The organism is Streptomyces sp. NPDC047079 (assembly GCF_040643755.1).
GTDB lineage: Bacteria > Actinomycetota > Actinomycetes > Streptomycetales > Streptomycetaceae > Streptomyces.
In genome coordinates, this window is record NZ_JBEYUZ010000002.1 from 23,835 (window position 1) to 49,658 (window position 25,824).

Genomic DNA, 25,824 nt, shown 5'->3' on the forward strand with positions numbered 1-25,824 from the left:
GCCCGTGACCGGGCAGGGTCCTCATGACCGCCGACGCTGCGTCCGCGCGGACCGCGAGGCCGGACGCCCCGCCCACCCGCGAGCCGTCGGACCGTGGCCCGCGGGCGCGCGGCAGGACCGCCTACCTGCGGTACGCGGCGGGGAAGGCGGGCGGAGCTGTCGTCTCCTTGCTGGCCGTCCTCGTCACCAGCTTCTTCCTGTTCCGGCTGATCCCCGGGGACCCGGTCAAGTTCATGACGGGCGGCCGGCCGGTGTCGGCGGAACAATTGGCCGCCTACCGCCGGGAGTTCGGTCTCGATCTGCCGCTGTGGGAACAGTTCACGGACTACTGCGGCAAGGCGCTCACCGGTGACCTCGGCACCTCGTACCAGTTCCGGGCGCCCGTCATCGACAAGATCGCCGATGCGCTGCCGAACACCCTGCTGCTCACAGGCACCGCGTTCGTCCTGTACAGCGCCCTCGGCATCTTCCTCGGTACACGGTCGGCGTGGCATCACGGGCGCATCGGCGACCGGGTGAACACCGGACTGGCGCTCACCCTCTACTCGATCCCGTCGTTCTGGCTGGGCCTGCTGCTCGTCATCGTGTTCTCGGTGGGCGCGGGACCCATCCCCGGCCTCTTCCCCACGGGGGGCATGGAATCCGGCGGCAAGGAAGGACTCGCATACGCCGTCGACGTCGCGCACCACCTCGTCCTGCCGGTGATCACTCTGGTCGCGGTGGAGTACGGGCAGACGCTGCTGGTCACCCGCTCGGCACTGCTCGATGAGATGGGCAGCGACTATCTGACCACCGCGCGCGCCAAGGGTCTCAGGGACGACCTGGTCCGACGCAGGCATGCCGTGCCCAACGCGCTGCTGCCGACCGTAACGCTGATCTTCGTCAACCTCGGCCGGACCGTCGCGGGCGTGATCCTCGTCGAGACCGTCTTCTCGTGGCCGGGCCTCGGCGGGCTCTTCTACCAAGCGCTGAGCGTGCCCGACCTCCCCCTGATCCAGGGACTCTTCTTCGTCTTCGCCGCGGCGGTAATTGTGATGAACACGCTGGCCGACCTCGTCTATCCGCTGCTCGACCCCCGGGTGGGCCGATGACGGCCGACACCACTCCCCCGACGGCTCAGGCCGGTCCCCGGGCACTCGCCTGGCAGCGCCGCCGCCACTCCGCCGCCCGGTTCTGGAAGCAGTACCGCACCCGTCGCTCCGGACTCCTCGGCCTGGCCACGCTCGCACTCTTCGCCCTCGTCGCGGTGACCGCGCCGCTGACGGTCGGCTCGGACGTCTCAAGCGTGACAGCCGCACCGAGTCGGCCGCTGGAGGGGCCGAGCGGAGAGCTCCCCCTCGGCGCCGACCGATTCGGACGCGATCTGCTGGGTCTGCTGGTATGGGGGGCGCGGGTGTCGCTGCTGGTCGGATTGCTGGCGGCGGTGCTGTCCGTGGCCATCGGCACGCTGGTCGGGGTCACGGCCGGACACTTCCGCGGCACCTACGCCACCGTGATGATGCGCGTCACGGACTGGTTCCTGGTGATGCCGACCCTGGTCCTCGCCATCGCGCTCGCCACCGTCATGTCCCGCTCCCTCGACACCGTGATCGTGGCGATCGGCGTGACCACCTGGCCGACCACGGCCCGGCTGGTGCGGGCGCAGACACTGGCGGTGGAGTCCCGGCCGTACATCGAGCGCGCCAGGGCGCTCGGCGGCGGGCACCGGCACATCATGTTCCGGCATGTGCTGCCCAACGTCATGCCGCTGGTGCTGGCGCAGACGACTCTCATGATCTCCTCGTCGATCCTCGCCGAGGCCACCCTCGCCTTCCTCGGCCTCGGGGATCCCACCGTCGTGTCATGGGGCGGCCTGCTCCAGGACGCGCGCGAGGCGGGCGCGGTCAGCTCCGGAGACTGGTGGTACCTGGTGCCGCCGGGCATCGCCATCGCCGTGGTCGCCCTGGCGTTCACGCTGTGCGGCCGCGCGGTGGAGTCCGTTCTCAACCCCAGGCTGGGGGCGGCGCGTTGAGCCTGCTGGAGGTCCGGAACCTCGAAGTGACCTACCCGGGCGGCGCGGCCGCGGTGCGGGGTGTGGACCTGTCGCTGGCCGCGGGCCGGAAGCTCGGCATCGCGGGCGAGTCGGGCTGCGGCAAGTCCACGGTGGCGCTCGCGCTGCTCAGACTGCTGCCGGCCGGGACCCGGATCGCCGGCGAAGTACTGTTGAACGGCGAGGACGTGCTGACCATGCGGTGGGGACGGGTGCGGGCGGTGCGCTGGGCGGGCGCTTCGATCGTCTTCCAGGGCGCGATGCACTCGCTCAACGCCGTGCACCGTATCGGCGACCAGATCGCCGAGCCGATCCTGCTGCACCGCAGGGCGACCGCGGCCGCGGCCAGGAAACGGGCCGGAGAGCTGCTGGAGCAGGTGGGCCTGCCGGCCGCGCGGGCAACAGCGTATCCGCACGAACTGTCGGGTGGTCAGCGCCAACGGGTCATGATCGCCATGGCCCTCGCCTGTGATCCCCAACTGGTCGTCGCCGATGAGCCGACCACGGCCCTGGACGTCATGGTTCAGGCGCAGATCCTGCGGCTGATCGGGCATCTCGTCGCCGAGCAGGACCTGGGCCTGATCATGATCAGTCACGATCTCTCCGTGCTCGCCGACACCTGCGACCGGCTCGCGGTGATGTATGCGGGCCGCGTGGTCGAGGAGGGGGCCGCCAGGGCGGTCCACGGGGACGCCCGCCACCCCTACGGCAAGGCCCTGTCGGCCGCGTTCCCGCGCATCGGTGACCCGACCTCCCGGTTCGCCCCGCGCGGACTGGCCGGCGACCCTCCGGACCCGTCCGCCCTGCCCTCCGGCTGCGCTTTCCACCCGCGCTGTCCGGTGGCACTGGACCTCTGCGCCACGCAGGACCAGGCGCTGCGGAACGTGGGGCAGGGGCGGCGAGCGGCCTGTGTGCATGTGGAGGACGCGAGCTCCGGCGCGGCCGCCGCGGCCGAGGACACGAGGAGCACGGCATGACGACACCACCGCCCCTGCTCAGCGCACGGGGGCTGCACGTGGCCTTTCCCGGACGGCACGGCGGTGCGCCGAGCCGGGCCGTGGACGGTGTCGAACTCGACATCCGGGCCGGGGAGATCGTGGCGCTCGTCGGCGAGTCCGGCTGCGGCAAGACGACCCTGGCCCGCGCGCTGCTGGGCCTGGTGCGGCCGACCGCGGGGCACGTCGGCTTCGGCGGCAAGCGTCTGGAGTACACCTCGCGGTTCCTGAAGGCCTACCGCAGGCGCGTCCAGCTGGTGCTCCAGGACCCGAGCGGATCACTGAACCCGCGGCACACGGTGTACGACGCGGTGGCCGAGGGGCTCCGGATCCACGGGTACGCGGGGGACGAACGGGCGGCGGTCGGCGAGGCCCTGTCCAAAGCCGGACTCCGACCGCCCGAACGGTTCTTCCTGCGATATCCGCACGAGTTGTCGGGAGGCCAGCGCCAGCGCGTGGTGATCGCGGGGGCGCTCGTCCTGGAGCCCGAACTCATCGTCGCCGACGAGCCCGTGGCCTCGCTCGACGCCTCCGTGCGCGGTGAGATTCTGGCGCTGCTCCTTCGTCTGCGGAGCGAGTTCGGCCTGGCGGCACTGGTGGTGACCCACGATCTGGGTCTGGCGTGGAACATCGCCGACCGGGTCGCGGTGATGTACCTGGGCCGGATCGTGGAGACGGGTGAGGTCGAACAGGTCCTGACGGCACCCCGGCACCCGTACACCCGGGCCCTGCTCTCCGTCCTGCCCGAGACGCCGGGCGAACCCGTGGTGCTGACCGGCGAGCCCCCGGACCCCTCCCGCATCCCCGCCGGCTGCCGCTTCCACGTCCGCTGCCCGGTCCTGGCGAGCGGTGAGGCGGAGCAGGCGGGTGTCGCCGACGCGTGCCGGAGCCAGGACCTGGAGGTGCTCGGCGGCGGCAGTGGAGGACAGGTGGCGTGCCATTGGGCCGGGGCCCAGGTGGTCAACTGATCTGCCGGGCGGGCTCGTCGGCAGCATGCACCGACCGGTCGCCGGCGACAAGTTCGACCTCGAATCCAGCGCTGTTCACCAGGTAGGCCGCGTAGTGTTGCGGTCCTCCGGCATGAGGGTAGCGCTCGGCGAAGAGAGGCTTCCAGCCGTGGTCGGGCGCCCCCTCGGCCAGAGCGTCGACGTCGTCGCGGCTTCCGCCGTGGAACGCGAGGTGGTTCAGCCCCGGACGCATCCGGTCGTGACGGGTGCCGTTCATCGCGGGCGACTGCTCGACGACGAGATACGACTCCCCCTGACGCCAGCTACGGCCGTGCTGCCACTGCTGGTAGGGCAGATAGCCGAGCCTGCCGAGCAGCCAGCCCCACTCCCGGGCCGCGCGCGGCAGGTCCGGTACCCACAGTTCGATGTGGTGGAGCATTTCGCCCTTCCTTGGTGCATGCGGTCGTGCAGGCCCCGAAAAACCCGGTTCCCGGCACCGCTGGCGAGGTGCCGGGAACGGAAAGGAGCCGGAGCGCCGTCAGGCGGCGTGCACGACGTCCTTCTCCTCGGCGAAGTGGCAGGCCGACTCGTGGGCCACCGGGGTGTCCAAGGTCTTGAAACGCTCGGGGATTGCCAGGATCGGGGTCTCCACGGAGCACTTGTCCTGGGCCTTCCAGCAGCGGGTGCGGAACCGGCAGCCGGACGGCGGGTTGGCGGGGGAGGGCACGTCACCGGTCAGGATGATGCGCTCGCGGTGCTCGCGCGCCTCCGGGTCCGGCACGGGGACCGCCGACAGCAGCGCCTGCGTGTAGGGGTGCGTCGGGTGCTCGTAGATCTGCTCGTCCGTGCCGATCTCGACGATTCGGCCGAGGTACATGACGCCCACCCGGTCCGAGATGTGCCGGACGATCGACAGGTCGTGCGCGATGAAGACGTAGGAGAGGTTGAACTCGTCCTGCAGTCGCTCCATCAGGTTGATGACCTGCGCCTGGACGGACACGTCCAGTGCGGAGACCGGCTCGTCGCAGACGATGACCTCCGGGTTGAGCGCGAGGCCACGGGCGATGCCGATGCGCTGGCGCTGACCGCCGGAGAACTGGTGCGGGTAGCGGTTGATGTACTCGGGGTTGAGGCCGACGACGTCCAGCAGCTCCTGGACTTTGCGCCGCCGGTCGCCCTTCGGAGCCACCTCGGGGTGGATGTCGAACGGCTCACCGATGATGTCGCCCACCGTCATGCGGGGGTTGAGCGAGGTGTACGGGTCCTGGAACACCATCTGGATGTTGCGGCGCACGGCCTTGAGGGCGCGGCCGGACAACTTGGTGATGTCCTGGCCCTTGTAGAAGATCTCGCCGGCCGTGGCCCTCTCCAGGTGCATCAAGAGCTTGGCCACCGTCGACTTGCCGCAGCCGGACTCGCCCACGATGCCCAGGGTCTCGCCCTGGTACAGGTCGAAGGAGACACCGTCGACGGCCTTGACGGCACCGATCTGCCTCTTGAACAGGATGCCCTGGGTCAGCGGGAAGTGCTTGACCAGGTTGCGGACCTGGATGATCGGCTCACCGCGCTCGACCGGCGCCTCGATGGCGGCGACCGCCTCCTCCTCGGAGTGCGTGTCCGCGACCTCCACGTCGGAGACGTTCGGCGTGGCGACCTGCGGCTCGTCCTTCTTGCTGAGCTCAGCCATGGATCGTCTCCTTCCAGAAGTGGCACGCGGAGCCGCGGCCCACCAGTTCCGTTCCGTCCTGCTCCGTCACCGGAACCAGAGCCGGTACTTCGGTGCGGCAGATGTCCTGCGCCCTGCCACAGCGCGGGTTGAAGGCGCAACCGGGCGGGATCTGCTGCAGGTTGGGCGGCAGACCCTTGATCGCGTACAGCTCGTGCCCCTTCTGATCGAGGCGCGGGATGGAGTCCAGCAGGCCTCGCGTGTACGGGTGCGCGGGACGCTTGTACAGCTCGTGGACCGGAGCCGTCTCGACGATCCGGCCCGCGTACATCACAGCGATCTTGTCGGCGACATCCGCGACCACACCGAGGTCGTGGGTGATCAGGATCAGCCCCATGTTGTACTCGCGCTGCAGTTCCGCGAGCAGCTCCATGACCTGGGCCTGGACCGTCACGTCGAGGGCCGTGGTGGGCTCGTCGGCGATGATCAGGTCCGGCTCCAGGGCCAGCGCCATGGCGATCATGATGCGCTGGCGCATACCGCCGGAGAACTGGTGCGGGTAGTCACCGACGCGCTCCCGCGCAGCGGGGATCCGCACCCGGTCCATCAGCTCGATGGCCTTGGCCTTGGCATCCTTGCGCGACATGCCCTGGTGGACCCGGAACATCTCGCCGAGCTGGAAGCCGACGGAGAGTACGGGGTTGAGAGAGGAGAGCGCGTCCTGGAAGATCATCGCCATCTTGGCGCCGCGCAGCTTGCGTCGCTCGTTCTCCGGCAGGGCCAGGATGTCCTGTCCGTGGAAGAAGATCTGGCCCTTGGTGATCTCGCCGGGAGGGCTGTCCAGAATGCCCATGACGGCCTGTGCCGTGACGGACTTGCCGGAGCCCGACTCGCCGAGCACGGCGAGCGTCTCACCCGCGTTGACGCTGTAGTTGACGCCGTTGACCGCCTTGGTCACGGAGTCACGGACCTTGAACTCCACGTGCAGGTCGCGGACCTCGAGGAGTGGCGCGGTCCCTTCCGGCCCGGCGTTTGCGGGGGCCGTCTCCAGGCTGGTCATGCCGTCACCTTCGTCTTGCTTGCTCAGGGGGGTTGGAGTCATGGCCGTGCCTCACCGGAGCTTCGGGTCGAGCGCGTCGCGCAGACCGTTGCCGAGCAGGATGAAGCCCAGCGCGGTGATGACGATGGCGATGCTCGGGGAGGTCCACATGAAGTCCTTGACGCCCATGAAGTTGCGGCCGGCCGCGATCATGTTGCCCCACTCCGCGACCTGCGGATCCACACCGACGCCCAGATACGACAGCGACGCCTCGGCGACGATCGCGATACCGACGTTGCTGGTGCCGTACACCAGAACGGAGGTGATGGAGTTGGGCAGGATGTGCTTGCGGATGATCCGGCCGCGGCTCGCGCCCAGCGCCTTCGCCGCGTGGACGTAGTCCATCTCACGCACGGAGAGGATCTGACTGCGTAGCAGACGGGCGAACGTGGCCCAGGTGAAGATGCCGAGCGAGAGGACGACCGGCAGCACACCGCGGCCCATCAGCAGGATGATGACGATGGAACCGATGAGCAGCGGGAAGGCGAAGAAGATGTCCGCCGCGCGCATGATCACGGTGTCCACCCAACCACCGAAGTAGCCGGACAGGGCACCGAGGACGATGCCGATGACGAGCGCGACGAGGATCGAGGCGAGACCCACGATCACCGCGATGCGGCTGCCGTAGATAAGGCGGGACAACTGGTCCCGGCCGAGCGCGTCGGTGCCGAGCAGATGCTGGCCGCCCGGCGACTGGAGGGTCTGGTTGAGGTCCTGGTTCAGCGGGTCGTACGGCGCCAGCACGGGGGCCAGCACGGCGACGAGGATCAGGACGGCGATGATCAACAGCCCGACGACGGCGAGTTTGTTGGCCATGAAGCGGTGCCGGATGTCGGACCACTGGCTGACCCGGGCGACGCTGGGTTCGGCGCCCTGCTGAGGCGCGGCGGGATCGGCCTGCACCGGCCCACCCGTGCCCGTGACGAGTTCGGTCATGGTGTGACTCCTAGTGGGAAACGACCCTGCCGGTCAGGCGAGGCGAATACGCGGGTCGAGGGCGGCGTACAGCAGGTCGACGATCAAATTCAGCACGACGAAGATCGCCACGCTGATCGTCACCACTCCCACGATGATGGGGTTGTTGTTCTGCTGGATCGCCTGAACGAGCGCGAGACCGATGCCGTTCCAGTTGAAGATCGTCTCCGTGATGATCGCGCCGCCCAGCAGGGTGCCGAAGGAGATGCCGATGTAGGTGATCACGGGAATGACGGAGTTGCGCAGAATATGCCGGAAGAGCACCGTACGGCCCGGGAGCCCCTTGGCCACGGCGGTCTTGACGTAGTCCGCACGCAGCACCTCCAGCATGCTGCTGCGGGCCAGCTGTGCGACGAGGGCCGCGTCGATGATCGCCAGCGTGAACGCGGGCAGCACCATCGACTTGAAGCTGCCGTCGGCGATCAGCGGGAACCAGTTGAGCTCGACGATGAAGACGCGCTGCATGATCATGCCGAGCACGATGGACGGCACGCCGATGGCCAGGGTCGTGATGAAGGTGACCGACACGTCCCAGACCGAGTATCTGCGGATCGCCGCCAAGATGCCGGCGCCCATGCCGATGACGATGTCGATCGCGATGGCGAACACAGCCAGCTTCGCCGTGTTCTGCAGCTTCGGACCGAGAATCTCCGTGACCGGGCGGCTCTGCGTGTAGTCCGTGCCCAAGTCTCCGGTGACGAGCTTGCCCACGTAGTTGCCGTACTGCACCACGAGGGGCTTGTCGAGCCCGTACTGCTTGTGCAGTTGCTCGATCACAGCCGGATCGCGCGCCTTGTCACTGCCCGCGATCTGCCCGACCGGGTCTCCCGGCAGAACGAACAGGCAGGCGAACAGGATCATCGTCGCGCCGAGCGTGACGACGACCAACTGGCCCAGCCTGCGGACCACATACCTTCCCATGACATGCCTCTCTGCGCCTCGCTGCCGCCAACCAGCGGCTCCCAGCCCCAAATATGGGGGGTGTGGGGGTGGGGGGCGGGAGGGCGGATCACACCCTCCCGACGGTCGTCGGGGGCCGCAGCAGCCGAGCGCAGCTCGGTACCACGGCCCCCATCACCGGACGCCGCTGTCAGCGGCACCCGATTACTTCAAGCTGATCTCCGCGAGGTTCGGGTTCTCGTGGAAGTCCATCTTGACGTTGCCGTACTTCTTGGTGTTGGCGAGGCGCAGCTGGGTGCGGTTCCACAGCGGGATCAGCGCCACGTCATCCATGGCGACCTTCTCGGCCTGCTTGTACAGCTCGTTGCGTGCGGACTGGTCCTCGGTGGCGCGGGCCTTGGCGACCAGGTCGTCGAACTTCTTGCTGCTGTAGCGCTCCCGGTTGTCACCGGTGACCTTGCCGGAGGCGTCCTTGTTGATGGACGCGGAGTCCAGCAGGGGGAACAGGTAGTTGTCCGGCGTCGGGTAGTCCGCGCCCCAGGCGAAGCGGTACAGGCCCGTGGCGCCCGGCTTCTGCTGGTCGGCGAGGAGCTCGGCGAACGGCTTGCCCACCGCGTTGACCTTGACGCCGAGGACCTTCTCCAGCTGCTGCTGGACCGCCTGGACCCACTCCTCGTGGCCGGCACCGGTGTTGTAGGCCAGGTTGAGGGTGCTGCCCGGCTTCAGGCCGCCTTCGCTGGCGAGCTGCTTCGCCTTGGCCGTGTCCTGCTTGATGCAGGAGGTGCACAGGTCCTTGTGGTAGACGTCCTTGAAGACCGGCGGCAGGATCGTCGTGGACTTGGTCTGCATGCCCTGGAAGACACCCTTGATGATGGCGTCCCGGTCGATGGCGTAGGAGATCGCCTCGCGGACCTTGACGTTCTTCGTCGGGCCGTTGTCGGTGATCGGCAGCAGGTAGTTCATGCCGTTGGTGTCCTCGCCGATCCACTCACCCTGCGGCTCGTACTTGGCCTTGGCGGCCGTGAGCTGCGGGGTGGGCATGCGGGCCCAGTCGTACTGACCCGACTCGAAGCCCTGGTACTCCAGGTTGGAGCTGTTGTTCGGGTTCAGGATGTCGATCTGGACCTTGTCCAGGTGAGCCTTCGTCAGGCCGTAGTCGTTGTTGCGGACGACAGTGATCGACTTGTTGTGCTCCCACTTGCCCTGCATCTTGAAGGGGCCGTTGCCGATGGGAGCCTCGTTGTACGCCTTGTTGTGGGCGTCACCGGCGACCTTGGGGACCGGGCTGAAGACGGTGTGCGAGGTCTTGACGTAGAACTCGAAGTCCGCGGCGGACAGCTTCACCTGGAGCGTGTACGGGTCCGGAGCGGACAGGCCGCTCATGGTCTGGGCCTTGCCGGACTGCACGTCGGCGAAGCCCGCGATGCCGGCCATGTGGTAGGCCACGTCGGACGCGGCCGACTTCACCGCGACGCGGTTCCAGCCGCGGATGAACGCCTCGGCGTTCACGTCCTCACCGTTGGTGAACTTGGTGCCCTTCTTGATGGTGAAGGTCCAGGTCTTACCGTCGGCGCTGACCTTCTTCGAGGTGGCCAGCGCCGGGACGACCTGGCCGTCCGCGGTCGGGTCGAACAGACCGGTGAAGAGGTTGTCCGTGACCAGGATGCCCTCGGACTCCTGCGCGTTGTAGGGGTCGATGGCAACCGGCTCGGTGATGCCCATCCGCCAGGTGCCACCGTCCTTGCCGGAGCCCTTGCTGTTGTTGCCACTGCCACTGCCACCGTTGTCGCTGCCACCACAGGCGGTCGCAGCCAGGGCTATGACGATCGCGCCCGCGACCCACTTGGCGCTGCCGGCACCACGCATGGGTTCCTCCTCCTGAGTCCTTTTGTTCACTGCAAGAGGGAGCACACGACATCCCACGGACAGCAAGAACGGGGAAGGTCGGGTACACCCGCACGCTCGTGAGTCGACGCCTCCCACGGCGCATGACCCGTTGACCCGAGCTCTACGCGCCTAACTATCTGCCATGGGCTATGGCTGAACCACACCTCCAAGGTCTCGGTTCGATCACACCTGACGGCTACTTCTTCCAAAATCCGGACAAACGGTTTGCCGAAAGATCCCTGCGAAACGGACTTGTTACACAACTATCGATGCGGAGTGTCCGGATAGCGGACAAGCTGCCATAAAGCAGTTGCGCTCGACGGAGGAAGAGTGCTCTCGACGTCGAGGGCGAGACAACCGCGACAAACCGCTCGGCGGCAACCGCACATTTCGGTAACCGTAGCGCCGAAGGACGAGCGGTGCGGACGAACCGTCCCCCCGACGCCGCGCCGTAGGGAAAACCCTGTACCGACGCCTCCGTCCCCTGCTCCGCGGCGGCTCCGGAATCCCCTTATTCGGTTCGGTGCACCTCACAGCGCCCTCCGCCGCCGTTCCACCCGGAGCGATCCGCGCCGGCTGTGCGATCGGCCCCGCCGGACGGGAAACGGGGCAAAACACAGTCATGTAATCCTGGTGATCAAAGAGCTCGAGTGAAGGCGGGACTCGATGCCCGGGGCAACGGTGCACCCCGGTCCGAAGGGCTTGCCGAGACGCCTGCGCCTTGGCACCCGTACCATGGGGTGAGGCCGTGGCATGTTCAGCCCGGCAGGGCCCGCGTAACACAGAGGTACGCGCAGGCCGTCCTCACCACTCCGGGAGTACGCCGCAATATGGCCACGCGCCACGACATCCGCAACGTCGCCATCGTCGCCCACGTCGACCACGGGAAGACGACCATCGTCGACGGCATGCTGAAGCAGGCCGGTGCCTTCGCCGCCCACCAGCTCGAGCAGGTCGACGACCGTGTCATGGACTCCAACGACCTGGAGCGTGAGAAGGGCATCACGATCCTCGCCAAGAACACGGCGGTGAAGTATCACCCCAAGGACGGCGGGGAGCCCATCACGATCAACATCATCGACACCCCCGGCCACGCCGACTTCGGCGGCGAGGTCGAGCGCGGCCTGTCGATGGTCGACGGTGTCGTGCTGCTCGTCGACGCGTCCGAGGGCCCGCTGCCGCAGACCCGGTTCGTGCTGCGCAAGGCGCTCCAGGCCCGCCTGCCCGTCATCCTGTGCATCAACAAGACGGACCGGCCCGACGCCCGTATCGACGAGGTCGTGAACGAGACGTACGACCTGTTCCTGGACGTCGACGCGGACGAGGACCAGATCGAGTTCCCCATCGTCTACGCCTGCGGCCGTGACGGCATCGCCTCCCTCACCAAGCCGGAGGACGGCACGGTCCCGGCCGACAGCGACAGCCTGGAGCCGTTCTTCTCCACGATCCTGGAGCACATCCCGGCCCCGACGTACGACGAGGACGCCCCGCTCCAGGCGCACGTCACCAACCTGGACGCCGACAACTTCCTCGGCCGTATCGCGCTGCTGCGCGTCGAGCAGGGCGAGCTGCGCAAGGGCCAGACCGTCGCCTGGATCAAGCGCGACGGAACGATCAGCAACGTGCGCATCAGTGAGCTGATGATGACCGAGGCGCTCACCCGCAAGCCCGCCGAGAAGGCCGGCCCGGGTGACATCTGCGCCGTCGCCGGTATCCCCGAGATCATGATCGGCGAGACCCTGGCCGACCCGGAGAACCCGGTCGCGCTGCCGCTGATCACGGTGGACGAGCCCGCTATCTCCATGGTGATCGGTACGAACACCTCGCCGCTGGTCGGCAGGGGCGGCACCGGCAAGGGCGCCAATGCCAAGGCCACGGTCAAGGACCGCAAGGTCACCGCCCGCCAGGTCAAGGACCGGCTCGACCGCGAGCTGGTCGGCAACGTCTCCCTGCGCGTCCTGGACACCGAGCGGCCGGACGCCTGGGAGGTGCAGGGCCGCGGTGAGCTGGCGCTGGCCATTCTGGTGGAGACCATGCGCCGCGAGGGCTACGAGCTGACGGTCGGCAAGCCTCAGGTGGTCACCAAGGAGGTCGACGGCAAGGTCCACGAGCCGGTCGAGCGCATGACGATCGACGTGCCCGAGGAGCACATGGGCGCCGTCACCCAGCTGATGGGCGTCCGCAAGGGCCGTATGGACAACATGTCCAACCACGGCTCCGGCTGGGTCCGCATGGAGTTCGTCGTGCCCTCGCGCGGCCTGATCGGCTTCCGTACCGAGTTCCTGACGGGCACCCGCGGCACGGGTATCGCCCACTCCATCCACGAGGGCCACGAGCCCTGGTTCGGCCCGCTTCAGACCCGTAACAACGGCTCCCTGGTGGCCGACCGCTCCGGAAGCGTCACCGCCTTCGCAATGACGAACCTCCAGGAGCGCGGCGTGCTCTTCGTGGAGCCGGGCACCGAGGTGTACGAGGGCATGATCGTCGGTGAGAACTCCCGCTCCGACGACATGGACGTCAACATCACCAAGGAGAAGAAGCTCACCAACATCCGCTCCGCCACGGCCGACATCGCCGAGTCGATCGTGCCGCCGCGCAAGCTGTCGCTCGAGCAGTCCCTGGAGTTCTGCCGCGACGACGAGTGCGTCGAGGTGACGCCGGAGGCCGTTCGCATCCGCAAAGTCGTCCTCGACCAGCGTGAGCGCGCCCGCGCCGCCAGCCGCGCCAAGCACGCCTGACAGCGGCACACCGTGGGCCGTGCCCCGCTGGAGCGGGGCACGGCCCACGAGCTCTCCGGTCCGGCCGCCGGGGACGGTCGCGCCTGGGTTCCACTACCGCATCAGAGAACCTTTGCCCCGTGGTGACGCGCCGTTCGGATGCTGGTCCGGGCGGCGCGGTGTCGTCAGGCTGTCCGGGCGGCGGAGCGAGCGAGCGATATTCGCTTGCGCACCCTCGTCACCCAGGTAAAGGTCACCTGACACCTGACGAAGGCAGAGAAGATGACCACGCGGACCCACCAGGTCGACCACGAACTCATAGAGGCCGCAGCGCACGTCGCGCGCACTCGGTGCCGGGGCGACAACCACACCATGGCGGCCGCGGCCCGCGCCCGGGACGGCCGGATCGTCACCGCGGTGAACGCCTACCACTTCACGGGAGGCCCCTGCGCCGAGCTGGTGGTCATCGGCGCGGCAGCCGCCCAGGGCGCCTACGAGCTGGACACGATCGTCGCCGTGGGCGACCGCGACCGGGGGGTTGTTCCCCCGTGCGGCCGGTGCCGTCAGGTCCTTCTCGACTACTTCCCCGCGCTCAAGGTCATCGTCGGCGAAGGCGACCGCACCCGAACCGTCCTCATCACCGACTTGCTGCCCGAGAGCTACGTCTTGGCCGACCACCAGCTCGACGCCGGAGGAACGGCGCCACTCAGCACGGGCTGACACCCGGCAACAGGGCGAACGTGCCTGTTTGGGGCACTAGCCGGACGCCGAGGGGCTCGCGGACGGCTTCGCCCCCTTCTTCAGGAAGCCCATGTCCTCGTAGACCGGGGTCTGGAAGCCGAACGCCCCCGCGTTTGCCAGGTTGGCGCGGGTCGCCGTGAGCTGGGGGCGCTGGTAGAGGGGGATCGAGCCGGCGGCGGCCCAGATGTGGGCGTCGGCCTTGCGCAGCAGATCCCGCTCCTCGTCCGCGTCCAGCGTGGCGATGGCCTGGCCGAACAGCTGGTCGACCTGGTCGGTGCCGACCCGGGTGTAGTTCTGTTCGATGCTCAGCGAGCCGTCCGCCGCCGGTACCGGCTTGGCGTAGATCGGCCGGGCGTCGGTCGCCGGGAACGCGGTCGCCGGCCAGGAGTACAGCGCCAGGTCGTAGTCGCCGGACGCGACGTGGTCCTTGAAGAAGTCGCCGTCCGACACCTTGGTGATCTCCGCACGGATTCCGATCTTGTCCAGCATGCGAGCGATGCGGTCCCCGACGGTCTGCAGGGACCGGGAGCCCGGCCCGGACGGCAGCACGAGCTTCAGCACCAGCGGTTTGCCGTCCTTGGCGAGCGGCCCGGTCTTGGCGCCGCCGGGAACGGCGGTGCCCTTGGGTGCGTAGGCCCCCGGCGGGGGTCCGCCCTGCTGGCCGGGCAGATGGCGGGCCTTGCCGTCCTCGCTGTCGACGTCCGTCCGGTCGTCGCCCGCGCCGTCGCGCTGCCCCATCTTCTCCGGCGTCTCCGCGCCCTCGGATTGTTCTGGTTTGTCCGACTTCTCCGGCCCCTCTGCGTGTTCCGCCTTCCTGCCCTCGGGGCCGGCCGCCTTCTTCTTCTGTTCCTGGACCGGACCGCCGGCCACCCAGCCCGCCTCGGCCAGCAGCTTCTTCGCCTGCTTGGTGTCATGGCTGCCGAGCGCGCTGCTGCCGTCGGCGTACGCGTCCTGCCCCGCGAGCGCGAGATGGCTGCCGACCGGCACCGCCGGCAGACCCAGCGGCTTGAGGACGAGTCCGGCCAGCTCGGTGCGGTCGAGGGAGCGGGCCACGGCCCGGCGCACCCGCTCGTCGGCGAGCGCGCCCCGGGCGCCGTTCAGGGCCAGCTGGGTGTAGGCGGGCTCCAGGGACCTGCGGATCACGAAGCCGTTCAGCGTCTGCTCCCGGCGGGGGCCCGGTGCGCCCGATGCGGCGCTCTGGCCCGTCTCCAGGCCCGTCCCCAGGCCCGTTTCCAGGCTGGGGGAGGCGCCCTGCAAGGTGGTACTGCCCTTGTCGCGGGCGGCGAGCGTGAACCGCTCGGCCTCCTCCGGGTCGATCTCCGCCATGTCGAGTTTTCCGTCGGAGAGCGCGGCGGCCCGCTGGTCGCGCGGTACGGCCACGAGGACGATCTCGGAGAGCTTGGCGGGCCGGCCCCACCAGCGCGGGTTACGGGTGAGGGTGACGGTGCCGCTCTTCTGGTCGACCGACTGGACGCCGAACGGGCCGGCGGTGACCTTCAGGCCGCGTCTCGCCCCGTCGTTGAAGCTGTCCGGGCTGCCCATGACGTCCTTCGGGTACAGCGGCGAGAACAGCGACTTCCAGTCGGCGTACGGCTTGCCGAAGGTGACCTTGACCTCGAGGTTGTTCGCGCCGCGCTCGATCTTCTCGATGCGGTCGTAGCCGGCGTTGCGTGCGGTCCAGTACGCGTTGTCCTTCCCGGAGAGGGCGCGCCACTGGGCGGCGAAGTCGTCGGCGCCGATCTCCCGGCCGTCGTTCCAGACGGCCTGCTGGTTGAGGCGGTAGACGACGACCTGCTTGGGCTCGGTCGAGACGACCTTGGCGGACTCCAGGTAGGCGGAGTCGGCCTTGGGCCGCCCGTTGGCATCGAGCCGGAACATCGAGGGCAGTACCGCGCCGGCGATCCGGCTGGTCGCCGCGTCGGCGTCCGACTGGAAGGTGTTCAGGGTCCCCGGCACGGCGTCGACCGCCCAGCGCAGGGTGCCGCCGTCGCCGACGAGGGTGCGGGAGGCCGGGGCGATGTCCTGTCCGGCCGCCGGTGAGCTCGTTCTCTTCTCGTCGGAGCTACAGGCGGCGAGCGCGGTCACCGCGAGGGCTCCCGCGGTGAGGAATGCGACCGAGCGCAGTACCGCGCTCCGTCCGACGCCGTCGTGGGACTTCACGTCTACCTCCGGGGCCGCTTCGCCGCTGAGTGGGCGTTACGATCAGGTTTGGTGGTATTTGGAGCTGATCAGATGTATGGGCCCACTGAAGAGGAAAGGGTTCGGCACTATGCGGCGACACGGCGACGAAGCCCGGGAACCCCACCCGTTCGGCGCAACCGCACGCCCCGGCGTGCGCCGGCCAATCACTGCACGTCCCCTTCACACCGGCTGCTGTGACGCGCAACACTCACAGGCGCATGAACGTCCCTGCCTTGGGCCCCCGGGCCCGTGGAAGTGAGGTCACGTCATGTCCGTGCACGACGAACTGACGTCGGTCCAGCGGTGCCTCGACGACCTGTACCGGTCCGTGGGACGCCTGGAGCAGCAGATGGGCGGCGGCGGGCTCGAGATACGCCGGGTCCGCACCGACGCCGACCACCTGCGCGAGAGCGTGGCGCTGCTGCGCGAGGTGGCCGCCGCCACCGGCGCGGCGCGGCCTGTGGAACTGGTGACGATCTCCGACACCCCGTACGACACCACCCTGTGGACGGACTCGGACGACGAGGGCCTCGGCGCCCGGGACCGGCACGCACCCTGACCCCCGGCGCGCCCCGGAGGTGAACCGACCCACGAGAGAGGTGCGCTTTCCTTGGCCACTGGAACGGAACCCCCCGACACCGAACGCCGGGCGCCCGGCGGTGGAGTGCGCGCCGGTGCGCGCGCCGCGATCGCCGTCCCGCACCTGCGCACGGACCGCTGGTGGCTGGCGCCCGCCGCCACCGCCGCCGGGCTGCTGGCGTTCATCGTCTACTCGACCTGGCGGGCCTTCGCCGACGCGGACTACTACGCGGCGCCGTATGTGTCGCCGTTCTACTCGCCCTGCCTGGCGGAGCGCTGCCGGACCATGCACGCCGGCCCCAACGCCGACCTCTTCGGCAGCTGGTGGGCGATCTCCCCGGCGATCATCATCCTGATCTTCCCGCTCGGCTTCCGTCTGACCTGCTACTACTACCGCAAGGCCTACTACCGCGGCTTCTGGCTGTCGCCGCCGGCCTGCGCGGTGGCGGAGCCGCACCGGAAGTACACCGGCGAGACCCGGTTCCCGCTGATCCTTCAGAACCTCCACCGCTACTTCTTCTACGCGGCCCTGCTGGTGGCGGGCGTCCTCACGTACGACACCGTGCTCGCCTTCCGCGACCCGCACTACCGCTGGGGCCACATGGGGCTAGGCACCCTGGTCTTCCTCGTGAACATCGTGCTGATCTGGGCGTACACCCTCTCCTGTCACTCCTGCCGGCACATCGTCGGCGGCAGGCTCAAGCACTTCTCCCGGCACCCCGTCCGCTACCGGTTGTGGGGTTTCATCAGCAGGCTGAACGCCCGTCACATGCTGCTGGCGTGGACGTCGCTGGTCAGCGTGGCCCTCGCCGACTTCTACGTGTACCTGGTGGCGTCCGGCGCGTTCGACGATCCGCGCTTCTTCTAGAGGGAGTGGGACTTGTGATGTCCGTGGTCGACCGGCAGGAGTGGGACGTCGTCGTGGTCGGGGCCGGCGGTGCCGGCCTCAGGGCCGCCGTGGAGGCCCGGGAGCGCGGCGCCCGTACGGCCGTGATCTGCAAGTCGCTGTTCGGCAAGGCGCACACGGTGATGGCGGAGGGCGGCATCGCGGCGGCGATGGGCAACGCCAACCCGCACGACAACTGGCAGGTCCACTTCCGCGACACCCTGCGCGGCGGGAAGTTCCTCAACCAGTGGCGGATGGCCGAACTGCACGCGCGCGAGGCCCCCGACCGCGTCTGGGAGCTGGAGACCTGGGGCGCACTCTTCGACCGTACGAAGGACGGGCGCATCTCCCAGCGCAACTTCGGCGGACACGAGTACCCGCGCCTCGCGCACGTCGGCGACCGCACGGGCCTGGAGCTGATCCGCACGCTCCAGCAGAAGGTCGTAGCGCTCCAGCAGGAGGACGAGAAGGAGACCGGGGACTACGAGTCCCGGCTGAAGGTCTTCCAGGAGTGCACGGTCACCCGGGTCCTCAAGAACGGCAACCGGGTGTCGGGGGTCTTCGCCTACGAGCGCGAGTCCGGCCGTTTCTTCGTCCTCGAGGCGCCCGCCGTGGTGATCGCCACGGGCGGCATCGGCAAGTCCTTCAAGGTGACGTCGAACTCCTGGGAGTACACGGGCGACGGGCATGCGCTGGCCCTGCTCGCCGGGGCGCCGCTGCTGAACATGGAGTTCGTGCAGTTCCACCCGACGGGCATGGTCTGGCCGCCCTCGGTGAAGGGCATCCTCGTCACCGAGTCGGTGCGCGGCGACGGCGGGGTGCTCAGGAACTCCGACGGCAAGCGGTTCATGTTCGACTACATCCCCGATGTCTTCAAGGAGAAGTACGCGGAAACCGAGGAGGAGGGCGACCGCTGGTACGACGACCCGGACCACAACCGGCGCCCGCCGGAGCTGCTCCCCCGTGACGAGGTCGCCCGCGCGATCAACGCCGAGGTGAAGGCGGGCCGGGGCTCCCCGCACGGCGGTGTGTTCCTCGATGTCTCCACGCGCATGCCCGCCGAGGTCATCCGGCGCCGGCTGCCCTCCATGTACCACCAGTTCAAGGAGCTGGCGGACGTCGACATCACCGCGGAGGCGATGGAGGTCGGGCCCACCTGCCACTACGTGATGGGCGGCATCGCGGTCGACTCGGACACGGCGGCGGCCCGCGGGGTCGAGGGCCTGTACGCGGCCGGAGAGGTGGCCGGCGGCATGCACGGCTCCAACCGGCTGGGCGGCAACTCGCTCTCCGACCTGCTCGTCTTCGGACGGCGGGCGGGTCTGCACGCGGCGCGGTACGCGACGGAGACCGCCGAGCGGCCCACGGTGGACGAGGCCCAGGTGGACAACGCGGCGGCGGAGGCCCTGCGTCCCTTCTCGGCCGAGGGCCCGGTGCCTGGCCGGGAGGACGGGCACCCACCGGAGAACCCCTACACCCTGCACCAGGAACTCCAGCAGACGATGAACGACCTGGTCGGGATCATCCGCCGGGAGTCGGAGATGCGGCAGGCGCTCCAGAAGCTGGCCGAGCTGCGGGTGCGGGCGCGCCGGGCGGGGGTCGAGGGACACCGCCAGTTCAACCCGGGCTGGCACCTCGCCCTGGACCTGCGGAACATGCTGCTGGTCAGCGAGTGCGTGGCACGGGCCGCCCTGGAGCGCACGGAGTCGCGCGGCGGGCACACCCGGGAGGACTACCCGGCGATGGACCGCGCGTGGCGCCGCGTCAATCTGCTGTGCCGGCTGACCGACCCCACGGTTGGTCCGGTGGCGACGGACCCGGTCCACGGCCAGATCACCCTGTCCCGCGAGACCACCGAACCCATCCGCTCCGACCTGCTCGCCCTCTTCGAGAAGGAGGAGCTGGTCAAGTACCTGGCCGAAGAGGAGCTGTACGAGTGAGCAGCTACGAGGCCCGCTTCAAGGTGTGGCGGGGAGACAGGCAGGGCGGCGGCCTGGAGGACTTCACGGTCGACGTCCACGACGGCGAGGTGGTGCTGGACATCGTCCACCGCCTCCAGGCCACCCAGGCGCCCGACCTCGCCGTGCGCTGGAACTGCAAGGCGGGCAAGTGCGGTTCCTGCTCCGCGGAGATCAACGGGCGGCCACGGCTGATGTGCATGACGCGGATGTCGGTGTTCGGCCCGGACGAGACGATCACGGTGACCCCGCTGCGCGCCTTCCCGGTGATCCGCGACCTGGTGACGGACGTGAGCTTCAACTACCGCAAGGCACGCGAGATCCCGTCCTTCGTCCCGCCCCCGGACCTCGGCCCCGGCGAGTACCGCATGACGCAGGAGGACGTCGACCGCCCGCAGGAGTTCCGCAAGTGCATCGAGTGCTTTCTGTGCCAGGACACCTGTCATGTGGTCCGCGACCACGAGGAGAACAAACAGGCGTTCGCGGGCCCGCGCTATCTGATGCGGGTGGCGGAACTGGACATGCACCCCCTGGACGCGGCGGCGCAGACGGGCCTGGACCGCAAGCGCACGGCCCAGGACGCGCACGGCCTCGGCTTCTGCAACATCACCAAGTGCTGCACGGAGGTGTGCCCCGAGGGCATCCGTATCACGGACAACGCGCTGATCCCGCTGAAGGAACGGGCGGTCGACCGCAAGTACGACCCGCTGGTGTGGCTCGGCTCGAAGATCAGGAGGCGTCCCGCGGCGGGGTGAGCACCCGCCCGTGGCCGTAGGGGGCGGCGAGCGCCCGTCAGGCCTGCACGCGGACGACGCGCCCGCCGAGGAACTGGAGCACCCCGCCGGAGAGCATGAGAACAAGCCCGCAAGCGGACAGGATGCCGAAGGCGGTCGCACCGCTCACGGTGGCGGCGCACCTGAACAGCACGATCCCCGCGACGAAGACCAGGGCTCCGGAGCCCCACAGCCGGGGCCGCAGCACCCGCCCGCGCTGCCACGGCACGATCAACCGGCCGGCGATGAGGGCCAGAACACCTGAGGAGGCATAGAGAACCACGATCACCGAAACGGCGATCAGCGAGATGACGTGCGGCATCGGCCCCCCGTGAGTGTTGCGCTGATCATGGCACCACCGCCCGTGGATGACCAGACCGCCTCCTGGTGGCCCTGTACCGGGTACACACCGCTCGCGGTGCCGCGTCGTCGGCCATACGCTCCGGAATGTGACGCCGCCCCACCGTCGACGCCGGCCGCGCCGGGCCGCCGTGTACCGAGCCGCGCGCAGGGCCACTGCCGCGTTCGGGGTGGCGCTGGTCGTGGTGGGAGTGGCCGGGGTGGGACGCGATCCTGGGGCGACCGGTGATCTGGTGCTGCCGTTGGTCGCCGCGGTCGCCGCCGTGGCCGTGGCGGCGTACACCTCGCTGCGGCGCGGGCTGCGTACGAGGACACGCACGACGCCGGGCGGACGTGCGCCGACCGTCGTACCGCTGGACGAACTCGACCGGCGGGCAAGGCGGTTGCTCGTCGAGACCGACGACTGCGTACGCACCAGCGCCGAGGAGCTGCGGTGGGCCGCCGCACAGCTCGGGGACGAGGCGATACGGGCGCACGCCGAGGCGCTGGCGGCCGCTGCCTCCGACCTGGCGTCCGCCTTCCGGTTGCGGCAGCGGCTCGACGACGGGGAGGACGGGGCGCGGGCGCTGCTGGAGGAGATCGGCGCGCGGTGCGGGGCGGCCGGGCGGAGGCTGGACGCGGAGGCGCCGGGATTCGACCGGACGCGGGCGCTGGAGCGGACCGCACCCGAGGCACTGGAGCGCGCCGAGGCACGGTTGCGGGAAACGGCGGTACGGGTCGCGGAGGCGGACGGCACGCTCGCGGAACTGCGCGGGCGGTACGCGCTGTCCGCGTGCCTGCCGGTCACGGGCCACGACGAACAGGCCAAGGACCGGGCGGCCTTCGCCGCGACCTGCCTCGACCGGGGCCGCCGGGAGATGGACCGGAAAGAAACCGGGAGCGCGGTGGTCCACCTGCGCGCGGCCGAGGCCGCCGTCGACCAGACGGCCCTGCTGGCCGACGGCATCGCCCGGCTGGCATCGGCCCTGGCGGCGGCGGCACACACCCTGCCCGCCGCCCTGGCCGCGACGCGAACCGGCCTCGCGGAGGCCGCCGCGGAACCCGCCCGCACGGACCTGCGGCCCCGGATCGCCCACGGGGAGGCGGTGGTGGCCGAACTGCTACGGGAGCTGGGCGGGCACGAGGGGCGCGCGGGAGCGGCGGGCCGGGGCGCGCTCGATCCGATCGGTTCGCTGCGGCGGCTCGAGGAGGTGGCCGCCGGGCTGGACAGGGCGGCCCGTCGGCGCCCGGAGGGGTCACGGGCCCTGGACCGGCTGGAACGTGCCCTGCTCGTGGCCCGCAGCAGCGTCGGTGCCGCCTCGGACTACATCACCACGCACCGTGGAGCCGTCGGCTGCGAGGCGCGGACCCGGCTCGCGGAGGCGGAGCGGCGGCTGCGCGCGGCGGAGCGCGGCGATACTCCCGTCCCCGCCTCCGCCCCGGCCCCGGCGGACGCGCTCGCCGACGCCCGGGAGGCGGACGCATTCGCCCGGCAGGCCCGGCAGCTCGCGCAGCGGGACGTCCGGACGCACGGGACGCCGTACGGCGAGGGGGTCTGGACGGGCGGCGCCGTGCTCGGCGGGATTCTGCTCGACGCTCCGCACCGTCCCGGTTCCCCCGCGGGGCACCCGGGCGACGGCGGTCCCGCGAGCTACGGCGGACCGGGTACGCGGGCGCGCAGGGACGGCGGGGCGCTGTTCCGGCCGGAGGGGCCCCAGGGGCCGTCCGCCCAGCAGAAGGGCGACGCGCCTGCCGAACCCCCCTAGAACAGGCTCAGCAGTGCCTCCGCCGGGTCCACGATCCCGTTCTCCCCGTCGGGAAGCGGGAGTTCGAACCAGACCGTCTTGCCGCGCGGTGTGCGTCGCGAACCCCAGGCCGCGGAGAGCAGGCCGACCAGTTGCAGGCCGCGGCCCCCCTCGTCCGTGTCACGGGCACGTCGGCGGCGCGGCTGGACCAGGCCCGCGTCCCACACCTCGCACACCAGCGTCCGGTCGAGCAGCAGCCGCAGTCTGATCTCGCCCTCGCCGTACCGCAGGGCGTTGGTCACCAGCTCGCTGACCAGCAGCTCCGTGGTGTCCACCAGCGGCTCCAGGTCCCAGGCGAGCAGCTGGCCGCGCGCGTACTCCCGGGCCCGGCCCACGCTGCGCGGCTCCCGGGGCAGCGTCCAGTCTCCGACGGACTCGGCCGGCAGCCCCTGGACACGTGCCATCAGCAACGCGATGTCGTCCTCGCCGTGATGGGTGTCCAGGGTGTTGAGGACGTGGTCGCAGACGTCCTCCAGGGGCTGGGAGGGATCGGTGAGCGCGCCGACGAACGCCTGGAGGCCCTCGTCCAGCGGGTGGTCCCGGGACTCGACGAGGCCGTCCGTGTAGAGCGCGAGCAGTGCGCCCTCCGGCAGTTCGACCTCGACTTCCTCGAAGGGCTCGCCGCCCACGCCGAGCGGCATCCCGGGCGGCACGTCCAGCATCAGCGCGGGTTCGCCGGGTTCCACGAGCACCGGCGGGAGATGGCCCGCGTTGGCGAAGGTGCAGCGGCGCGTGACCGAGTCGTAGACCGCGTAGACACAGGTCGCGAGGTACACCTCGGACAGGTCGGCCTCGCGCGGCCGGCGGGCGGCGCGGGTGGCCTGCTGGACACCTCCGGGGGCGCCGAGGCCGCGTGCGATCTCGTCGAGCTGGGCGAGGACTTCGGCGGGTTCGAGGTCGAGCTGCGCCAACGTGCGTACGGCGGTACGCAGTTCGCCCATGGCGACGGCGGCGCGCAGGCCGCGGCCCATGACGTCGCCGACGACGAGCGCCGTGCGGTGGCCGGGGAGTTCGATGACGTCGAACCAGTCGCCGCCGACCTCGCTCGGCCGCCCGGTGGCCGCGATGCCCGGCAGATAGCGGCAGGCGATGTCCAGGCCGGAGGCTTCCGGGTCGCCGGGCGGCAGCAGGGATCGTTGCAGTATCAGCGCGCGTTCGTGCTCTCGGCGGTACAGGCGCGCGTTGTCGATGCAGACCGCCGCGCGCGCGGCCAGTTCGACGGCGAGCCGGCGGTCGCGTTCACCGAACGGCTCGCTGCCCTTCGTCCGGGAGAACTTGGCGAGTCCGACCACGGTGTCGTGCGCGACCATCGGGACGGCGAGTGTGGACTGGATCAGGCCACCGTCCTCGGCGGGGATGTGCCGGGGGCGGGCGGCGCGCAGGGCGTCCGCGCAGGGGGAGTTGAAGGCGTAGTGGTGGACGGCGCCGACGGCGACGGGCTCGGGCCCGCCGGTGAAGGGCGCGTCCGCCACGGCGCTGGAGAACGCGACGCGGCGCAGTTCGGCGCTTCCGTCGGCCAGGCCGGGCGGGGTCTCGTCGCCGGCCAGGAGCCCTTGGTAGAGGTCGACGGTGGCCAGGTCGCAGAAGCCGGGCACGACCACGTCGAGGAGTTCCCGGGCGGTGGTCTCCAGGTCGAGGGAGTTGCCTATGCGGGCGCCCGCCTCGTTCAGCAGGGCGAGGTTGCGGCGGGCGGCGGCGGCCTCGCGGGCGGCGGCGCGGCGGGCGGTGATGTCGAGCCCGAGCCAGGCGACGCCGATGGGGCGTCCGCTGCCGCTGTGCACGCGGTAGAGGTTGACGGACCAGTGCCTGCGCTCGTCGGAGCCCGGGACGTGGCCCGTGATGTGCATGTCCGTGATCGAATCGCCGGTCTCCAGGACGCGCCGCAGGGTCGCCGCGACGCGTTCGGCCTCCGGGGACTGGAGGTAGTCGTGGACGGAGCGCCCGCGGTGGTCGTCGGGGGTGCCGCCGAAGGTGGAGGCGAACCGCTCGTTGGCACGCCGTACCCGCAGCTCTGTGTCGATCAGGAGGAAGCCGAAGGGAGATTGACCGAAAATCGCCTGCGAGGCGGCGAGATCCGTCTCGATGCTGCGGAGGGTGCGGACGTCGACGATGATGCAGACGGCGGCCCGGTCGCCGTCCTCCGTCATGGTGGGCATCACATAGACCTCGGCGATCCCCTCGGTCCTCTTCGCGTCGGGTGTCCGGAAGGGGATGACCCCGGTCCACTCCCGGCCGTCGAGGATCTCGGCCATCTTCCGCTGGCCGCGCTCGCGCAGCTCGGGGGCGACGAACGCCTCGATGGGGTCCATGCCGACGGCTCGTTCGCGGGGAATGCCGAAGAGCTGTTCTGCCCGCAGGCTCCACTGCTCCACGTGCCCGTCGGGGCCGATGGAGAAGGAGGCGACCTTGATGTAGTCGTAGATGGAGCCGGGCGGGCTGCTCTGCCACATCGTGCCGCCCGCCACGCCGCGCGAATCGACGGCCACGGCGGAATCCGCCGCGGCCGCGTGCCTCGCGCCGCCCGACGGGTCCTCGGACTCCGTGGCCTTCGCTGGTATCTCGCTCACGCGAACCGTCCCCTCCAGCTCACCGCGTCCGGCACCGGTCACCGGGGGCGGCTGCCCGCAGTATCCAGCACTACGGTGCCGCACAACACGGTGTTCACGATCACAGCACGGTCCCGATGCTTTTTGGACCGGCCGGGCCATACTCCCAGTCTTCTAACCAGGTGACGCCTGGTCGAACCTCACAACCGCGTCGCAGGTCAGCCGGGAACCGGCAGCTCGAACCAGACCGTCTTGCCGGTCTCCGCGGGGCGGGTGCCCCAGCGGCGCGAGGAGCGGGCGACCAGTTGGAGGCCGCGGCCGTCCTCGGAGTAGGAGTCGGCGGTGCGTTCCCGGGGCGGGTCGGGAAGCGTGTCGGAGACCTCGACGAGCAGACAGGGGGCGGTGCCGCCGTCGCGGATGAGACGGACGCCGATGGGGCCGGTCGCGTGCCGCAGGGAATTGGTCACCAGCTCGCTGACCAGCAGCGCGGCGATGTCACCGATCTCGTCGAGCCCCCAGGCGCGTAGCTGGTCCCGGACAGCGGCGCGAGCGGTCCGTACTGCACCGGGGTCTGCGTGGAACGTCCATTCGGCGTTTGTGTCTTCGGTGTCGAGCACGCCGATCACTTCCCGGGCCCGTGTCCGGTTTCGAGGGGCTAATCGGCCCATACCCGGTATCAGTAGCGCCTTACCGCATACCGGGGCGCACTATGACACGGACGGCATACCGGATGCCGACCCCTGGTACGGCGGGCGCGCCGGCAGTCTCCGTTCTCCTCATCTCGGCACACGGTGATCCGGG

21 protein-coding genes are annotated in these 25,824 nt (G+C 70.0%); 11 read left to right on the forward strand and 10 right to left on the reverse strand.

The genetic code is table 11. The features are described from left to right. Positions 1-23: 23 nt before the first annotated feature. From ABZ823_RS02645 to ABZ823_RS02660, 4 genes are read left to right on the forward strand one after another with little or no spacing between them, the layout of a single operon-like run. Positions 24-1,091 carry an ABC transporter permease gene (locus ABZ823_RS02645; protein ID WP_361652902.1) on the forward strand — a complete coding sequence of 356 codons (1,068 nt, stop codon included), beginning with the start codon at positions 24-26 and terminating at the stop codon, positions 1,089-1,091. Further along, positions 1,088-2,011: an ABC transporter permease gene (locus tag ABZ823_RS02650; RefSeq protein ID WP_361652904.1), complete on the forward strand. Its 924-nt coding sequence runs from the start codon at positions 1,088-1,090 to the stop codon at positions 2,009-2,011. Before ABZ823_RS02645 ends, ABZ823_RS02650 begins: the two co-directional genes overlap by 4 nt. Then, positions 2,008-3,006, forward strand: coding sequence for an ABC transporter ATP-binding protein (locus ABZ823_RS02655; RefSeq protein ID WP_361652906.1), 999 nt, complete (start codon positions 2,008-2,010; stop codon positions 3,004-3,006). Before ABZ823_RS02650 ends, ABZ823_RS02655 begins: the two co-directional genes overlap by 4 nt. Continuing rightward, a complete protein-coding gene (locus tag ABZ823_RS02660) occupies positions 3,003-3,992 on the forward strand; it encodes an ABC transporter ATP-binding protein (protein ID WP_361652908.1) in 990 nt (329 codons plus the stop codon). The genes ABZ823_RS02655 and ABZ823_RS02660 overlap by 4 nt, the downstream gene beginning before the upstream one ends. Here the strand turns inward: ABZ823_RS02660 and ABZ823_RS02665 are convergent. From ABZ823_RS02665 to ABZ823_RS02690, 6 genes are all read right to left on the reverse strand, one after another. Next, entirely contained in the window at positions 3,985-4,410 is a 426-nt protein-coding gene (locus tag ABZ823_RS02665; RefSeq protein ID WP_361652910.1) for a VOC family protein, read from the reverse strand. The genes ABZ823_RS02660 and ABZ823_RS02665 overlap by 8 nt on opposite strands. Positions 4,411-4,509: 99 nt before the next feature. Continuing rightward, the gene (locus ABZ823_RS02670) at positions 4,510-5,658 is read right to left on the reverse strand and encodes a dipeptide ABC transporter ATP-binding protein (protein WP_361652911.1); all 1,149 of its coding nucleotides are present in this window, start codon (positions 5,656-5,658) and stop codon (positions 4,510-4,512) included. Next, on the reverse strand, positions 5,651-6,697 hold the full coding sequence (locus ABZ823_RS02675; RefSeq protein WP_361652913.1) for an ABC transporter ATP-binding protein: 1,047 nt from the start codon (positions 6,695-6,697) through the stop codon (positions 5,651-5,653). Before ABZ823_RS02675 ends, ABZ823_RS02670 begins: the two co-directional genes overlap by 8 nt. A gap of 51 nt (positions 6,698-6,748) precedes the next feature. Beyond that, the gene (locus ABZ823_RS02680; protein ID WP_361652915.1) at positions 6,749-7,672 is read right to left on the reverse strand and encodes an ABC transporter permease; all 924 of its coding nucleotides are present in this window, start codon (positions 7,670-7,672) and stop codon (positions 6,749-6,751) included. 33 nt (positions 7,673-7,705) lie between these two features. Next, complete coding sequence (locus ABZ823_RS02685) at positions 7,706-8,632, reverse strand: ABC transporter permease (RefSeq protein ID WP_361652917.1); 927 nt, start codon at positions 8,630-8,632, stop codon at positions 7,706-7,708. Positions 8,633-8,815: 183 nt separating this feature from the next. Further along, positions 8,816-10,477, reverse strand: coding sequence for an ABC transporter substrate-binding protein (locus ABZ823_RS02690; protein ID WP_361652919.1), 1,662 nt, complete (start codon positions 10,475-10,477; stop codon positions 8,816-8,818). A gap of 851 nt (positions 10,478-11,328) precedes the next feature. Between ABZ823_RS02690 and typA the strand changes: the two genes are divergently transcribed. Next, a complete protein-coding gene (typA, locus tag ABZ823_RS02695) occupies positions 11,329-13,236 on the forward strand; it encodes a translational GTPase TypA (protein WP_361652921.1) in 1,908 nt (635 codons plus the stop codon). Positions 13,237-13,497: 261 nt separating this feature from the next. Next, positions 13,498-13,935, forward strand: coding sequence for a cytidine deaminase (locus ABZ823_RS02700; RefSeq protein ID WP_361652923.1), 438 nt, complete (start codon positions 13,498-13,500; stop codon positions 13,933-13,935). 36 nt (positions 13,936-13,971) lie between these two features. Here the strand turns inward: ABZ823_RS02700 and ABZ823_RS02705 are convergent, their stop codons facing one another. Further along, the gene (locus tag ABZ823_RS02705; RefSeq protein ID WP_361652925.1) at positions 13,972-16,116 is read right to left on the reverse strand and encodes an ABC transporter family substrate-binding protein; all 2,145 of its coding nucleotides are present in this window, start codon (positions 16,114-16,116) and stop codon (positions 13,972-13,974) included. A gap of 289 nt (positions 16,117-16,405) precedes the next feature. On the opposite strand from ABZ823_RS02705, the gene ABZ823_RS02710 reads away from it, so the two are divergent. Genes ABZ823_RS02710 through ABZ823_RS02725 form a run of 4 tightly spaced genes read left to right on the forward strand, consistent with a single transcriptional unit; the run spans position 16,406 to position 20,315 of the window. Next, a complete protein-coding gene (locus tag ABZ823_RS02710; RefSeq protein WP_361652927.1) occupies positions 16,406-16,696 on the forward strand; it encodes a hypothetical protein in 291 nt (96 codons plus the stop codon). A 51-nt stretch (positions 16,697-16,747) separates the two neighbouring features. Continuing rightward, the gene (locus ABZ823_RS02715; protein ID WP_361652929.1) at positions 16,748-17,584 is read left to right on the forward strand and encodes a hypothetical protein; all 837 of its coding nucleotides are present in this window, start codon (positions 16,748-16,750) and stop codon (positions 17,582-17,584) included. Positions 17,585-17,601: 17 nt separating this feature from the next. Next, positions 17,602-19,542, forward strand: a complete 1,941-nt coding sequence (locus tag ABZ823_RS02720; protein WP_361652931.1) for a fumarate reductase/succinate dehydrogenase flavoprotein subunit — start codon at positions 17,602-17,604, stop codon at positions 19,540-19,542. Beyond that, complete coding sequence (locus ABZ823_RS02725) at positions 19,539-20,315, forward strand: succinate dehydrogenase/fumarate reductase iron-sulfur subunit (protein WP_361652933.1); 777 nt, start codon at positions 19,539-19,541, stop codon at positions 20,313-20,315. The genes ABZ823_RS02720 and ABZ823_RS02725 overlap by 4 nt, the downstream gene beginning before the upstream one ends. A 37-nt stretch (positions 20,316-20,352) precedes the next feature. Here the strand turns inward: ABZ823_RS02725 and ABZ823_RS02730 are convergent, their stop codons facing one another. Further along, positions 20,353-20,655, reverse strand: a complete 303-nt coding sequence (locus ABZ823_RS02730) for a hypothetical protein (RefSeq protein WP_361652935.1) — start codon at positions 20,653-20,655, stop codon at positions 20,353-20,355. Between the two features lie 127 nt (positions 20,656-20,782). Between ABZ823_RS02730 and ABZ823_RS02735 the strand changes: the two genes are divergently transcribed. Beyond that, the gene (locus ABZ823_RS02735; RefSeq protein WP_361652937.1) at positions 20,783-22,438 is read left to right on the forward strand and encodes a TPM domain-containing protein; all 1,656 of its coding nucleotides are present in this window, start codon (positions 20,783-20,785) and stop codon (positions 22,436-22,438) included. Here the strand turns inward: ABZ823_RS02735 and ABZ823_RS02740 are convergent. Beyond that, complete coding sequence (locus ABZ823_RS02740) at positions 22,435-25,044, reverse strand: SpoIIE family protein phosphatase (RefSeq protein WP_361652939.1); 2,610 nt, start codon at positions 25,042-25,044, stop codon at positions 22,435-22,437. The two genes, ABZ823_RS02735 and ABZ823_RS02740, sit on opposite strands and share 4 nt — an antisense overlap. 197 nt (positions 25,045-25,241) lie before the next feature. Next, a complete protein-coding gene (locus tag ABZ823_RS02745; RefSeq protein WP_361652941.1) occupies positions 25,242-25,649 on the reverse strand; it encodes an ATP-binding protein in 408 nt (135 codons plus the stop codon). Positions 25,650-25,824 lie beyond the last annotated feature (175 nt).